11 protein-coding genes are annotated in these 13927 nt (G+C 56.1%); 6 read left to right on the top strand and 5 right to left on the bottom strand.

What is annotated here, in order from left to right:
• The gene (locus BLV81_RS18580; RefSeq protein WP_092359022.1) at positions 1-1209 is read right to left on the bottom strand and encodes a cation:proton antiporter; all 1209 of its coding nucleotides are present in this window, start codon (positions 1207-1209) and stop codon (positions 1-3) included.
• 320 nt (positions 1210-1529) lie between these two features.
• Complete coding sequence (gene ybiB, locus BLV81_RS18575; protein ID WP_092359020.1) at positions 1530-2540, bottom strand: DNA-binding protein YbiB; 1011 nt, start codon at positions 2538-2540, stop codon at positions 1530-1532.
• Between the two features lie 188 nt (positions 2541-2728).
• Between ybiB and BLV81_RS18570 the strand changes: the two genes are divergently transcribed.
• The 4 genes from BLV81_RS18570 to BLV81_RS18555 all read left to right on the top strand — a co-directional run bounded on the left by BLV81_RS18570 (position 2729) and on the right by BLV81_RS18555 (position 6473).
• Positions 2729-3307, top strand: coding sequence for a sigma-70 family RNA polymerase sigma factor (locus BLV81_RS18570; RefSeq protein ID WP_092359018.1), 579 nt, complete (start codon positions 2729-2731; stop codon positions 3305-3307).
• A gap of 127 nt (positions 3308-3434) precedes the next feature.
• Positions 3435-3626, top strand: a complete 192-nt coding sequence (locus BLV81_RS18565) for a zf-HC2 domain-containing protein (RefSeq protein ID WP_092359016.1) — start codon at positions 3435-3437, stop codon at positions 3624-3626.
• 70 nt (positions 3627-3696) lie between these two features.
• On the top strand, positions 3697-4722 hold the full coding sequence (tsaD, locus tag BLV81_RS18560) for a tRNA (adenosine(37)-N6)-threonylcarbamoyltransferase complex transferase subunit TsaD (RefSeq protein WP_092359014.1): 1026 nt from the start codon (positions 3697-3699) through the stop codon (positions 4720-4722).
• Between the two features lie 257 nt (positions 4723-4979).
• The gene (locus tag BLV81_RS18555) at positions 4980-6473 is read left to right on the top strand and encodes a DEAD/DEAH box helicase (protein WP_092359011.1); all 1494 of its coding nucleotides are present in this window, start codon (positions 4980-4982) and stop codon (positions 6471-6473) included.
• A 5-nt stretch (positions 6474-6478) separates the two neighbouring features.
• Here the strand turns inward: BLV81_RS18555 and gluQRS are convergent, their stop codons facing one another.
• Together gluQRS and BLV81_RS18545 are read right to left on the bottom strand one after the other, a co-directional pair.
• Complete coding sequence (gene gluQRS, locus BLV81_RS18550) at positions 6479-7372, bottom strand: tRNA glutamyl-Q(34) synthetase GluQRS (RefSeq protein WP_092359009.1); 894 nt, start codon at positions 7370-7372, stop codon at positions 6479-6481.
• Positions 7365-8324, bottom strand: a complete 960-nt coding sequence (locus tag BLV81_RS18545) for a LysR family transcriptional regulator (RefSeq protein ID WP_092359007.1) — start codon at positions 8322-8324, stop codon at positions 7365-7367. The genes gluQRS and BLV81_RS18545 overlap by 8 nt, the downstream gene beginning before the upstream one ends.
• A 361-nt stretch (positions 8325-8685) precedes the next feature.
• Between BLV81_RS18545 and BLV81_RS18540 the strand changes: the two genes are divergently transcribed.
• Entirely contained in the window at positions 8686-9261 is a 576-nt protein-coding gene (locus BLV81_RS18540; RefSeq protein ID WP_092359005.1) for a flavodoxin family protein, read from the top strand.
• Positions 9262-9392: 131 nt separating this feature from the next.
• Here the strand turns inward: BLV81_RS18540 and BLV81_RS18535 are convergent, their stop codons facing one another.
• On the bottom strand, positions 9393-10271 hold the full coding sequence (locus tag BLV81_RS18535) for a sulfurtransferase (protein WP_092359003.1): 879 nt from the start codon (positions 10269-10271) through the stop codon (positions 9393-9395).
• A gap of 106 nt (positions 10272-10377) precedes the next feature.
• On the opposite strand from BLV81_RS18535, the gene dnaE reads away from it, so the two are divergent.
• Complete coding sequence (dnaE, locus tag BLV81_RS18530) at positions 10378-13845, top strand: DNA polymerase III subunit alpha (RefSeq protein ID WP_092359001.1); 3468 nt, start codon at positions 10378-10380, stop codon at positions 13843-13845.
• Positions 13846-13927: the final 82 nt, after the last annotated feature.

Below are 13927 nucleotides of genomic sequence, written 5' to 3'. Positions count from 1 at the left end.
TCATTCGCGTCCGCTTTCTCCAGATTTGATCAAGGCAAACTGGGTCGCTATCGGTCCCAGCAATTCCAGCACAATCAGGCAACCGGCCAGCAGCGGCAAGACATCTGCAGTGGTGCTCGGATAGAGATAGGCGGCCGTTTGCATCAATCCTAATCCAGCCTCCGTCATGGGTAAGGTTCCCAAGGTAATGAGCGCCGCCTGTTTCCATTTCATCTTGGCAAAATGCGCAAACGCAAAGACCCCGCAAGCCATGGCGAGAAAGCGCGCCGCGATGAGTACGGCAACCGAGGCGCCCACCATCGACAGGTCGGACAAGCGGATCGAAGCGCCTATCGTGATAAACAACATCACGATGAACAATTCATTGGCGACGCCAAACTCAAGCTCCATCAGGTCATACTGATGATCAAGGTTCTTCGACATGATGGCGAAGATCAGCATGGTAAGCAATATAGGCAATTGCAGTGCATGCGCGGCGCCTATCGCCAGCGTAATGACGGCGATCACCAGCACAAACTGACGGCTCGGCTGGCGTCCAAGCAAGCGCGCCAGCGGGATCATCAGGCGATAAGTCAGATACGCCAATATCAGTGAGCCGCACAGTGAATAAAAGGTATGCGCCAGCAGCGTACCGAACGGAGTGGCGCTTTCATGTGCGACTACCGGCAGCAAGGCATAGGCGGCCAGCAGCGCAACAAAATTATTCAGCGCCGTCATGGCGACCAGGCGACGCGTCACCTGGCCTTCCGCCTTGAGGTCGCGCACTACCACCATGACTACCGCAGGCGCAGTGGCAATGGCCAGCACACCGCCCAGCAATGCCAGTACCTTGGAAGTGCCAAACCAGATCAATGCGCCGCTGACGAACCCGAAACACAATACGGCGCTCAGGACGACCGTCGCCAGCAGCCATTTTTCCCGGCGCAGCCAGCCGATATCGACGTAGCGCCCCAGCTGATATACCACCAGCGCCATCGCCATGTCGGCAAAAATATTCGCCAGTTTGAGCACGTCGCCGGACAACAAATCGAGTCCGCCGACGCCTAGCAAAAAGCCGACGATCAAGTAACCGGTGATGCGTGGAAACCAAGGGTTTTTTGTTACGATATGACCGCCCACCAGCCCGAACAGCAGCAAGCTGCCGAACAGTAACAGCGCATTCCATTGAATGGGCTGTGCCAGCGCAAAGGGCGGAAGAGTCCAATCCATGGATCCTCCAGAAAGTTAGTCTTGCAGCAAAGGACGACTGCTGGACAAGTTGCCGTATGGGCAGATGAATGGGGTTGCCGCCGAATTACACGCTTAACAGCCAGGCGCACTCTCCTTGCTTGATTATATTTGCGTTGCGCTATCGAATCTGTTTAAGCTTTAACCTAAGGAATACCCACAATATGAAACGCGTAACGACAACACTTTGAGCGGTCGACTGACTGCCAGATAGTACATGTATCCGCTCTTGGCATTGTCAATCAATGGGTTTGTTCTTCCTCGTAAGAATTAGTTCCCTTGGGGGAATTACTGTTTGTTGCTTACCGCGATTCATTGTATTGCATGTGTAGAGCTTGGGAAACCCTCAAGCATTGTTCGACCTGTTCGGCAATCGGTTTCGGAATCATTTCCTTTCGCACCAGTGCCTGCTGGATCCAGCTAGCGGTAGTAGCGGCGTCGCGCTGCTCAGGCAGGGCCGGGATTTCGTCGGCGATGTTTTGTTTCTCTACCAGCGTGGTTTGGGTGCCGCCATGCAGCCAGTCGATTTTTTGCGCCTTCCTGGCATTGGCTACCGTTTCACCTTCGGTGCCGCGCATTAAAAACACATCTCCGCGTTCAGCCGCCGCGGTAGTCGTGAAATAAGCAGTCAGCATTGTCAGGTATTCCGGATGCGTGTACGAACTCAGGCGCAGGGCAGGAATCACAAACGGTTGCATGATTTTGACCAGCGTGTGCGTTGAGTTACGGACGCCGAGAATCCGCCGCATGGCGAGCAGCCTTGCCATTTTCGGCGCCAGTGCATCAACCGGCATGAAGGCCGGCAGGTGTTTGGCAAAACACTGCTGTGCCCGCTCGATGCTGCTGCAGATCGGCTGGCCCAGCGCTTGAAACACTTCCGCACTGGTGACGCGGCCCGGATCTGTCAAAACCCCATGCAACAGCACCGGCACACCTTCGCGCGCCAGCAACATCGCCAGCAAGGGGGTGAGGTTGGCCATGTGGCGCGCGCCATTGTAGCTGGGGATGACTACCGGCGCGTACTGCCAGGCGCTTGCAGCGTTTGCATCGGCATCGGCCGCTAGCGCTATTTGTGTAAATGACGCTTCCGCTGCTTCCAGAAAGCCGGCGATTTCCTCTACCGATTCACCCTTGATGCGCATCGCCAGCAGGATGCCGCCCAGTTCCAGGTCGGAGACACGGCCGTCCAGCATGGCAGCGTATAAATCATGCGCATCGTTGCGCGACAGGCTGCGCGCGCCATCCTTTCCGCGTCCGATTTCCTTGATGAAGCGAGCGGCGGGGAATGGTTCGGCCGGTGGAATATTTTTCATGTATGGATAACGATCGAGGTTTGCGGGCAATGAATGAAGATGGACACAAGCGGGGCAGATATGCAGCGATTTTACTTTAACAGGCCCTAGTTCATGGCCTTCAGGTAAAATCGTCGCCTGTCGAACAGGCCTGCCAGGAGTTTGACTGATGCTGGTGCTCGTTCCTGACTTCTCCTATCCGGGTTTATATGGCATTTGATCCAAGCCAGCTTGAAACATTGCGGCCGCAACTGCTGCGTTTTGCCGTGCTGCAGTTGCGCAATGACGCCCTGGCCGAAGATGCTGTCTCTGAAACCATCCTCGCGGTGCTTGAGCATCCGGACCGTTTTCAACAGCAGTCTTCATTCAAAACCTATGTCGTCGGCATCCTTAAACACAAATTACTGGATCAGCTGCGACGGGGCAAGCGCGAAGTGCAGCTGAACACACAGCTGGATATCGGCGATGACGGCGACCGTAGCGACGCCGAGATGATCGATGCTTTATTTACATCTACAGGGCATGCAGTGGAAACCGCGCCCAGCTGGGGAAATCCTGACCAGACCCTGGAGCGCAAGGAGTTTTTCGATATTTTGCAATTGTGCATCGACAAATTGCCTGCCAAAACCGGACGCATTTTCATGATGCGGGAATGGCTGGAACTGGATACCGAGGCGATTTGCAAGGAGTTGGATATCACCGCCGCGAATGCATGGGTATTGCTATATCGGGCGCGTGCCCGGCTGCGGGAATGCCTGCAATTGAACTGGTTCGGCGCACAATCTTGACCCGCCTGCGTTCATGCACAATTTAATAACATAATGCGGATAATGCGAGTTTCATTGTAAGTATTGCATCCGTGGCGCGACTATTCATGGATACCGAAGAGTTTGCCGGGTCAGTTAATTTATCTCTATGTCATATAAACGTTTGATTCCCCATTGCCGCGATACGCAACTGCTCCTGTCCCAGGCGCAGGATAGCAATTTATCGCCGTTAACCCGGATTCGGGTGCGCATACATCTGTGGACTTGCACCGCTTGCACCCGATTTTCGCAGCAACTGGCTTTCATGCGCCAGGCGATGCAGCAGCTCGGCAAGGATTAATCGGCGCCTGCAACGGGCGTCGGCCGCGCTTTCCTTTACAATGCGGCATTGTATAAATTTTGCCCCACCCATGATTGTTCTCGGCGTTGAATCTTCCTGTGACGAAACCGGCCTTGCGCTCTACGACACCGAGCAAGGCTTGCTGGCCCATGCCTTGTATTCGCAAGTAGCGATGCATGAGCAATACGGCGGCGTCGTGCCGGAGCTGGCTTCGCGCGACCACATTCGGCGTGCGATCCCTCTGTTGCAGCAGGTGCTGGCCGAAAGCGGCATCGCGCGGCAGGATATCGATGCCATCGCCTATACCCAAGGGCCGGGCCTGGCCGGTGCGCTGCTGGTAGGCGCATCGATTGCTTGCGGCCTTGGACTTGCGCTGGATAAACCCATGCTGGGCGTGCATCACCTGGAAGGGCATTTGTTATCGCCGCTATTGGCTAGCGATCCGCCCAGCTTTCCGTTTGTTGCCTTGCTGGTGTCCGGCGGCCACACGCAATTGATGCGGGTCGACGGTGTCGGGCAATATAGTTTGCTGGGAGAAACACTAGACGATGCTGCCGGCGAAGCCTTCGATAAATCGGCAAAGCTGTTAGGCCTTGGCTATCCTGGCGGCCCCGCGATTTCACGCCTGGCTGAATTCGGCGATCCATCGGTGTATCAGTTGCCGCGGCCGATGCTGCATTCGAAAAATCTGGATTTCAGCTTCTCCGGCCTCAAAACGGCAGTACTGACCCTGGTCAAAAATCATACGACCAATATTTGCGATCAGGACAGAGCCAATATCGCACGTGCCTTTGTCGATGCATTGGTTGAGGTGTTGCTGGCCAAATGCCTGGCCGCTCTCAAGCAGACCGGTCTCAAACGCCTGGTGATTGCGGGCGGAGTGGGCGCCAACCAGCAATTGCGCAGCGCCCTTAATGCGGCAGCTGAGAAGCGGCGCTTCCGGGTGTACTACCCGGAACTGGAATTCTGTACCGACAATGGGGCCATGATCGCCTTTGCCGGCGCGATGCGCTTGCAAATCAATCCGCAGGCGGCGCAGCGTACATATGGATTCAATGTGCGGCCGCGCTGGCCGCTCAACGAACTCGGGATCTGAACCTGAGCAAATTCCCGGCTAGGCGTATAATGCGCGTCTGTGGTATAAAACATGTCGGCAATGATGTCAAAGTAATAATCCGACTTGTCTTGCCTGTTATGGCACATCCACAATCATTTGGCTCGAATGGCGGCGCTGTTGTTGGTCCTGGCAAGGACTGATCGTCGTCAATGAGCCGACACGAAATTCACGCATTCAATTGAGAGCAAATAGTGCCTTTGTTGGAGTGCATATTGCACCGAAGGCCGCCAACTACCATGTCCGACATACAGTCCGAGATTCAAGCTGATCCAGCAGTGCCAACCACGCCCTCCGTCCGTTTTGCAGACTTCGGGTTGTCCCCGGATATCCTGCGCGCGTTGAGCGATCAGGGTTATGTCCATCCAACCCCGATTCAGGCGGAAGCGATTCCGGTGGTATTGCAAGGGCGCGATGTCATGGGCGCGGCACAAACAGGAACCGGCAAGACTGCCGGTTTTTCCTTGCCTATCATTCAGTTGCTGCTGGCGCATGCCAGCAACAGCGCCTCGCCGGCGCGACATCCGGTACGCGCCCTGATCCTGACCCCTACGCGCGAACTGGCCGATCAGGTGGCCGAGAACGTCAAGGCGTATTGCCGCCATACTCCTTTGCGCTCGACCGTGGTGTTCGGCGGTGTCGATATCGCGCCGCAAACTGCCGCTTTACGCTCAGGCATCGAAATCGTGATTGCGACGCCAGGACGCCTGCTGGACCATGTCCAGCAAAAAACGCTGAACCTGTCGCAAACGCAAATCCTGGTGATGGATGAAGCCGATCGCATGCTGGACATGGGTTTCCTACCTGATTTGCAACGCATCATCAACCTGTTGCCGAAAGAGCGGCAGAACCTGATGTTCTCTGCCACGTTCTCCGGCGAAATCAAAAAGCTGGCGTCCACTTTCCTCAGAAATCCCGTGACGATCGAAGTGGCGCGCAGCAACGCCACTGCCGACAACGTGACGCAAACCATGTACCACGTCAATGAGCAAACCAAGGCGGAGGCGGTGTCGTACATTATTCGCGAGCGCAACCTGAAGCAGGTAATCGTTTTTTCAAATACCAAGATCGGCGCATCGAAACTGGCCCGCCATCTGGAAAACGAAGGTGTCAAGGCATCGGCGATTCATGGCGACAAGACGCAGAATGAACGGATGGCGGCGCTGGAAGCGTTCAAGCAAGGCGAGATCGAAGTGCTGGTGGCGACCGATGTCGCCGCGCGTGGGCTGGATATCGCCGAACTGCCATGCGTGATCAATTTTGATTTGCCCTATAACGCAGAGGATTATGTGCATCGGATCGGCCGTACCGGCCGTGCCGGCGCTTCAGGCGATGCTATTTCCTTGTATGCCGACAAGGACGAGCGCTTGCTGGTTGATATCGAAAAGATGATCAAGTACAAATTCGTTCGCGCCGAGCTGACTGGATTCGTGGCCAAGCCGTCGAGCGGCGAGCGCGAGCGTTCCGGGCGCAGTTCCGATGCACGCAGCGATCGTAGCGGCGACGGCCGCGGTGCGCCGTCTGGCCGTAGCTTGCAGCACACACGTAGCGCCTACACTTCGACTCCTTCGCCTGCGCGCAGGGAAAAAATCGATCCATGGTTCCTCAAGCCTTACGAACCGACGCTCGTGGCTGAAGTGGCGGCATCTGACGCAGCGCCGACAGGCGGCGCGATCAAACCGCCAAAAGTGAAATTGGCAGCCTTGCTGGGTGGTTTGCCAAAGCGCCAGTAAATTTTTCAGCTCTGGCGAGTCGTTTCGAGATTCGCCCATGCTGTCGTCGCCAGCGGCCAGAACGCGGCGACGCTGTCTACCTGTCCGACATCCAGTCCCAAGAACCAGGCAGCCTTGCTCAGCGCAAGCAGCGGCTGCTTGATGTCGATAGCTTGCGCACCGTTCTGTTTGGATAGTTTTTCGCCGTCTGCATTGGTGATCACCGGAACGTGCAGGTAACGCGGCGTTGCCAGTTTCAATTGGCGCTGCAGGTAAATCTGGCGTGCGGTCGAGTCCAGCAAATCGGCGCCTCGTACCACGTGCGTAATGCCTTGATCGGCATCGTCGACCACCACCGCTAGTTGGTAGGCCCAAAAACCATCCGCGCGTTTCAGCACGAAATCTCCCACTTCTATCGCCAGGTGCTGCTGCACGCGGCCAAGCCAGCGATCTTCGAAAATAATCAGTTCATCGATATGTCCTGGATCCGGTACCCGCAGGCGGTAAGCGCGTGCCGGCTTGCCAACCGGCAGGCCGTCGCGGCAAGTGCCCGGATAGACCGCTGCACCGTCGGCCGCCACACAGATGCGGGAATCGACAATCTCGCGGCGCGTGCAACCGCATGGATAGGCTAATCGTCCGAGCCGATCGAATGCCGCTTCATACAATCCCGTACGCTGGCTTTGAAACACTACTTCGCCATCCCAATGCATGCCTAATGCGTCCAGATCTGCCAGGATCGAATCCGCCGCACCTGCCGCGGTGCGGGCTTCATCGACATCTTCCATCCGCAACAGCCAGCGGCCGCGATTGGCCTTGGCATCCAGGTAGCTGGCCATCGCCGCGACCAGCGAGCCGGCATGCAAAGGCCCGGTGGGGGAGGGGGCGAAGCGGCCGATATAGCTTGCTTGATTAGACATGGTTGATCGATTCGTGATGATATGGCGCCGGTGCCGGCGATCCAAGCAGGGCTTGCTGCATCGCCGGGTCGCTGAGTTGCGCAATGAACCATTTGAGAGATTTTCCCACGACTGGCGTCCGCCAGGCGATTTGCGTCTTGTCGCTGGGTTTGGCTTCAATGGTTGGTTTTTCAATCAATGCGCCTGATGCAAAATATGGCGCTGCCATCCAGCGTGGCAAATGGCCGCAGCCAAGGCCGCTCAGCTGGGCTTGCAGTTTGGCTGGAATGGACGGCACGGTCAGGATATCTTGTCCGCTTAACAGGCCGGATGTGATGCTGGGCAGGGTGCGGCCGGTGTCGCCAACCGCTACCGCGCGATATCGCTGTATCAGGCTGGCGGTAAGCGGTTCCGGCGCGTTTGCCAAGGGATGGCTGGGGGCGACCGCGAAGACCCAGTCAATCGTACCCAGCTGGCGGATCTGGAAACCGCCGCTCATGCGGATACTGTCGGGGCCGCTGTGAGGTGCGCCAATCGCCAGGTCGGCGCGATCCGATAATAAAGCTTCCCATACGCCTGACAAAGCCTCGTGCGAAATGCGCAGGCGGGTGCCGGCATTCTGACTATCGAAGGCAGCGATCAGCGGCAGCAGGCTGTCAAACGGGATGATGCTATCGAGGACGATGCGCAGCTCCACTTCCCAGCCCGTAGCGGCACGTTTGACGCGCCGTTCCAGCTCTTGCGCGGCCAGCAGCAAATGACGTCCTTCGGTCAGCAGCTCCAGGCCGGCGCTGGTCAATTTCGCGCGATGGCCGCGGCGGTCGAACAGCAAGACGTCCAGGTCTTCTTCCAGCTTGCGGACACTGTAAGTAAGCGCCGAAGGAACACGATCCAGTTCAATGGCGGCGGCGGCAAAACTGCCCTTGCGGGCTATCGTATCGAGAACTTGCAGTGCTTCTAGCGTCAGGTTCATTGCTGCTTGGCGAGTAAGAATTTTACAAAAAACGTTGCAAGAATTTCATTCAGATAAATTGAATGATATATCGGAATTTAGCTTCTGTCTTAAGCCATTCCGTAAGCCTATAGTGCCAAATAATGCAGTGGATCCATATAACGTATTTCTATAGTGAAATAAATTTATGGATATATCATGATCCAATGACATGAAAGCGCAGATACAGTTCGGAGCAGCCATGCTTCGCTTGACTGTCATTTCGGATTTTCGTTCGCTGGATATCGTGACCCGCTGCAATTCAGAAATTTGTTGCGTTGCTAGTTTTACTTGCTTACTTACTTATTTTTTAATCGGACTCCTACTTAAAAAGGGCATTGTCATGACTAAAGTTGCTATTGTTTATCATTCGGGCTACGGCCATACTAAAAATCAGGCTGAAGCCGTACGCGCTGGCGTACTGCGGGCAGCGGGCGCCACTCCTGAACTGATTGCCATCGACGCCGAAGGCAATCTCAGCGAGGCTGCCTGGGCTTCACTGGAAGCTGCCGACGCCATTATCTTTGGTACGCCGACATACATGGGCACCGTTTCCTGGCAGTTCAAGAAATTTGCCGATACATCGTCGAAGCAATGGTTCGGCCAGAAGTGGAAGGACAAGGTAGCCGCCGGCTTTACCAATTCGGCGACCATGAATGGCGACAAGGGCACTACCATGAGCTATCTGATTACATTTGCAATGCAGCACAGCATGGTCTGGGTCGGCACGGGCCTGATGCCATCGAACAGCAAGGCAGCACAACGTAACGACGTGAACTTCGTCGGCGGTTTCTCCGGTGCATTGGCGCAAAGTCCGTCGGACTCCTCCCCGGAAGAAGGCCCGGCGGCCGGCGATCTTGAAACCGCCAAACAGTTTGGCAAGCGTGTTGCCGAGACTGCGCAGAAATTCAAGAAATGAACCGGCAAATAAGCGCTGCATAGTCGCTGCGGACAGGGAGGCGAATTCAAACTCGCCGCCGATCGTATCCGCTGGAAAAAGTAAAAAGCCCGCTTGCGCAATGCAAGCGGGCTTTTTATTGGCCGTTACAATTAAAGTGCGGTCGTGGCTTCGATAGTCGCCGCGACGACTTCCGGCTGGCAGTGCGGACAGGACTTGCCTGCCACGTACTGCGGCGACAGTTGCTGACGTGGCGTTACCACCGCACGGCAAGCGTAGCATTGCACGGTAGCGGTTTCCTGCAGTTGCGGATTGAGTGCGGTACGATAGTCGAACACGAAACAATCGCCGTCGTAATGGGCGCCGCCGCATTCTTCGAAATATTTGAGAATCCCGCCTTCCAGCTGATAGACGCTGTCGTAGCCGATATTTTGCATGTGGATCGCAGCTTTTTCGCAGCGGATGCCGCCGGTGCAGAAAGTGACAACTGTCTTGTCCGCCAATTCATCTTTATGCTCGGCGACCACAGCGGGAAATTCGCTGAATTTTTCGATGCGGTAATCAATGGTGTTTGCAAAGGTGCCGACATCGACTTCAAACGCGTTGCGCGTGTCGAGCATGACCACCGGCCGGCCGTTATCGTCATGCCCTTGGTCAAGCCAGCGTTTCAGGGTTTGGGCTTGTACCGCCGGGGCGCGGCCCAGTTCCGGCTTGATCAATGGGTGCTTCATCGTAATGATTTCAGATTTCAGCTTGACCAGCATGCGCGTGAAAGGTTGTTTTTCGGAATAACTTTCTTTCACTTCCAGATCGGAAAAACGTTCGTCAGCGCGCAGCCATGCCAAAAACTGATCGATTTGCTCACGCATGCCGGCCAGAAACAGGTTGATTCCTTCCGGAGTGAGCAAGATCGTGCCTTTTAGCTGCAATTGTTTGCAAATTGCAAGAAATTCAGGACGTTTCTGTTCTGTGTCTATGAAGGTGATGAATTTATAGGCGGCGATATTGACAAAAGGATGACTGGACTGCATGGCTTATTTCTCGGTAAGTCGTTGATTTATCAGTATTATAAACGCCCGCGACAGGATTGCCCAATTTTGCCCATGACCAGCAGGGCCTCGGGGTAAAATACCGCCCATGACGACACCGCAATTCATTCATCTCCGCCTCCACTCTGAGTACTCTATTGTCGACGGCTTGGTACGCATCGACGACGTCGTGAAAGCCGCAGCCAAGGATAAGCAGGCAGCACTTGGCATCTCCGATCTGGCCAATTTGTTTGGCATGGTCAAATTCTACAAGGCTGCACGCGGTAAAGGCATCAAGCCGATTGTCGGCTGCGATGTCTGGATCACCAATGATGACGAGCGCGACAAACCATCGCGCTTGCTGTTGCTGGTCAAGAACCGCAGCGGCTATCTGCAATTATGCGAACTGCTGTCCCGCGCCTGGCTGGAAAACCTGCACCGCGGCCGCGCTGAAATCCGCGCCGAGTGGCTCGCCGGCTTGCAGGAACAGAGCGGCGGCAACGGCCTGATTGCCTTGTCCGGCGCGCACTTCGGCGACATCGGCATTGCTATCGATAACGGTAATGCGGGGCTGGCCGAGCGCTGCATTGAACGTTGGGCGACTATTTTCCCCGATAATTTCTACGTCGAGATCCAACGCGCCGATCAGCTCAACATGGAAGCGCATGTGCGCCAGGCGGTGGCGCTGGCGGCCAAGTTCAATGTGCCGGTGGTGGCTACCCATCCTATCCAGTTCCTGGATAAAGAAGAATTCATCGCGCATGAAGCGCGCACCTGTATCGCTGAAGGTGAAATGCTGGCCAATGCGCGCCGCGTGCGTCGCTTCAATGACCAGCAATCGTTCAAGACCCAAGCCGAAATGGCCGAGCTGTTCGCCGATATGCCGGCGGCTTTGCAGAATTCGATCGAAATTGCCAAGCGTTGTAACCTGATACTGCAGCTGGGCAAGCCGCAATTGCCGGATTTCCCTACGCCGGACGGCATGACGATCGGCGAATTCCTGATACAGCAATCGCAGGAGGGCCTGGAGCTGCGCTTGCTGCATCTGTTTCCTGACGAAGCCAAGCGCGAGCAGCAGCGTCAGCGCTACCAGGACAGGTTGAAATTCGAAACCGACACCATCATCAAGATGGGTTTCCCCGGTTACTTCCTGATCGTTGCCGAATTTATCCGCTGGGCCAAACAGAACGGCGTACCGGTTGGACCGGGACGGGGTTCGGGGGCAGGTTCGCTGGTGGCGTATTCGCTGCAGATTACCGACCTCGACCCGCTCAAATACAATTTGCTGTTCGAACGTTTCCTGAATCCTGAACGGGTATCGATGCCCGACTTCGATATCGACTTTTGCCAGGAAGGCCGCGATCGCGTCATCCAGCACGTCAAGGATTTGTACGGCAAGGATGCGGTGTCGCAGATTGCCACCTTCGGTACGATGGCGGCCAAGGGCGCTATCCGCGACGTCGGCCGGGTGCTCGATTTTGGCTACAATTTTTGCGACGGCATTTCCAAGCTGATCCCGTTCAAGCCGGGCAAGCATGTGACGATTGCCGACGCCATCCAGGAAGAGCCGATGCTGGCGGAGCGCCTGGAGAATGAGGAAGAGGTCAAGCAGCTGCTCAACCTGGCGCAGCAAGTCGAGGGCATCGCACGTAACATCGGCATGCATGCCGGCGGCGTGTTGATCGCACCCGGCAAACTGACCGATTTCTGCCCGCTGTATACGCAGGGCGGCGATGCCGGCGTTGTCTCGCAATACGACAAGGACGACGTCGAAGCCGTCGGTCTGGTGAAGTTCGACTTTTTGGGTTTGACCACGCTGACGATTCTTGATCGCGCAGTGCGCTACATCAAGCAGCTCGATCCGGCCATGGCTGATTTCAGTCTGGAAAAGCTGCCGCTCAACGATCGGGCATCCTATGAACTCCTGACCGCAGCCAGAACGGTCGCCGTGTTCCAGCTGGAAAGCCGCGGCATGCAAGGCATGCTGAAAGATGCGCGTCCCGACCGCTTTGAGGACATTATCGCGCTGGTGGCGCTGTATCGTCCGGGGCCGATGGATCTGATTCCGGATTTCTGCAAACGTAAGCACGGCGAACGCTTCGACTACCCTGACCCGCGCACTGAAGGCATCTTGTCTGAAACTTACGGCATCATGGTGTATCAGGAGCAGGTGATGCAGATGGCGCAGGTGGTCGGCGGCTACTCGCTGGGCGGCGCGGATTTGCTGCGGCGGGCGATGGGTAAAAAGAAAGCGGAAGAAATGGCGGAGCACCGCCAGATTTTCCGCGACGGTGCAGCCAAGGATGGTCTGACCGAAGCCAAGGCCGACGAGATTTTCGACTTGATGGAAAAATTCGCGGGCTACGGCTTTAACAAGTCGCACGCTGCCGCTTACGCTTTACTGTCGTATCACACCGCTTACCTGAAAGCCCATCATCCCGCTGCGTTCATGGCCGCCAACTTGTCGCTGGCGATGGACGACACGGAGAAGGTCAAGATCCTGGTGGAGGATTCGCTGGTTGTGTGCAAGCTGACCTTGCTGCCGCCGGACATCAATCTGTCGGATTATCGTTTTACGCCTGAAGGCGAGCCGGGTAAAAAAGCCACTTTCATCCGTTACGGTCTGGGCGCGGTAAAGGGCTCGGGGCAAAACGCGATTGAGGCCATCATCGCCGCGCGCAAGGAGAAACCTTTCGTCGATTTGTTCGATTTCTGCCTGCGGGTCGACAAGCGCCAGATCAATCGCCGCACCATCGAATCGCTGATACGCGCCGGTGCGTTCGATTGTTTCAAGGTTGACCGCGGGATTCTGCTGGCTTCGGTGGCGCGTGCGATGGAAGCGGCAGATCAGAAACTGGCATCGGCCAATCAGGTCAGCCTGTTTGGCGGCGACGACAGCGATCTTGAAGCGCCCATCGAATACGTGCAGGCGACGCCGTGGACTGACAAGCAAAAATTGACCGAAGAGAAGATCGCGCTGGGTTTCTATCTGTCAGGTCATTTGTTCCATGCCTACGCTGCGGAGGCGCGCCGTTTTGCGCGCACGCCGCTGGGCAGTCTGGAACCTTCGCGCGAACCGCGTACCCTGGCCGGCATCATTTCCGGCTTGCGGACGCAAATGACCCAGCGCGGGAAGATGATGATCGTCACGCTGGACGATGGCAGTGCAACTGTCGATGTCACCGTTTACAACGAACAGTTCGAGCCGAACAAGGCATTTTTCAAAGAGGACGAATTTTTGGTAGTGCAGGGCAAGGTCTCGGAAGATCGCTTTAATGGCGGTTTGCGGGTATCGGCAGAAAAGGTGATGGATATCGCCACCGCACGGATTCAATACGGTCGTCAAATTGTGCTGTCCCTGTCGTCGCCGTCACAGAAAATCGATGCCGTACAGCTTAAGGAAATGCTGTCGTCGCATCGCTCAGGCAGCGGCTTGCCGCTGACGCTGCGCTACACTGGCGACGGGGTCGCTTGTGAAATATTGCTCGGCGACGAATGGCGAGTGTCGCCCAGTGATGGCTTGCAGCTGGTCCTGGCGGAAAAAATGGGGAAGGAAGCGGTCGCCGTGGAGTACTAAGGTACGGTCGTGCTGTGCCCTGCATTTGCCGATTGGCTGTGTCCTCCATATCACTTGGCTCTACTTTTGGAGAAGAAATTTT

The organism is Collimonas sp. OK242 (assembly GCF_900107095.1).
Taxonomy (GTDB): Bacteria; Pseudomonadota; Gammaproteobacteria; order Burkholderiales; family Burkholderiaceae_D; genus Collimonas.
The sequence above is the reverse complement of the archived record's forward strand: the minus strand, read 5'-3'. Positions and strand labels throughout refer to the sequence as shown.

Bases quoted from the DNA above. Each gene is read 5' to 3' on its own strand.
- BLV81_RS18555 (WP_092359011.1), top strand. From the start codon at position 4,980: ATGTCCGACATACAGTCCGAGATTCAAGCTGATCCAGCAGTGCCAACC.
- BLV81_RS18535 (WP_092359003.1), bottom strand. From the start codon at position 10,271: ATGCAGTCCAGTCATCCTTTTGTCAATATCGCCGCCTATAAATTCATC.
- BLV81_RS18540 (WP_092359005.1), top strand. From the start codon at position 8,686: ATGACTAAAGTTGCTATTGTTTATCATTCGGGCTACGGCCATACTAAA.
- BLV81_RS18580 (WP_092359022.1), bottom strand. From the start codon at position 1,209: ATGGATTGGACTCTTCCGCCCTTTGCGCTGGCACAGCCCATTCAATGG.
- BLV81_RS18570 (WP_092359018.1), top strand. From the start codon at position 2,729: ATGGCATTTGATCCAAGCCAGCTTGAAACATTGCGGCCGCAACTGCTG.
- ybiB (WP_092359020.1), bottom strand. From the start codon at position 2,540: ATGAAAAATATTCCACCGGCCGAACCATTCCCCGCCGCTCGCTTCATC.
- dnaE (WP_092359001.1), top strand. From the start codon at position 10,378: ATGACGACACCGCAATTCATTCATCTCCGCCTCCACTCTGAGTACTCT.
- BLV81_RS18545 (WP_092359007.1), bottom strand. From the start codon at position 8,324: ATGAACCTGACGCTAGAAGCACTGCAAGTTCTCGATACGATAGCCCGC.
- BLV81_RS18565 (WP_092359016.1), top strand. From the start codon at position 3,435: ATGTCATATAAACGTTTGATTCCCCATTGCCGCGATACGCAACTGCTC.
- tsaD (WP_092359014.1), top strand. From the start codon at position 3,697: ATGATTGTTCTCGGCGTTGAATCTTCCTGTGACGAAACCGGCCTTGCG.
- gluQRS (WP_092359009.1), bottom strand. From the start codon at position 7,372: ATGTCTAATCAAGCAAGCTATATCGGCCGCTTCGCCCCCTCCCCCACC.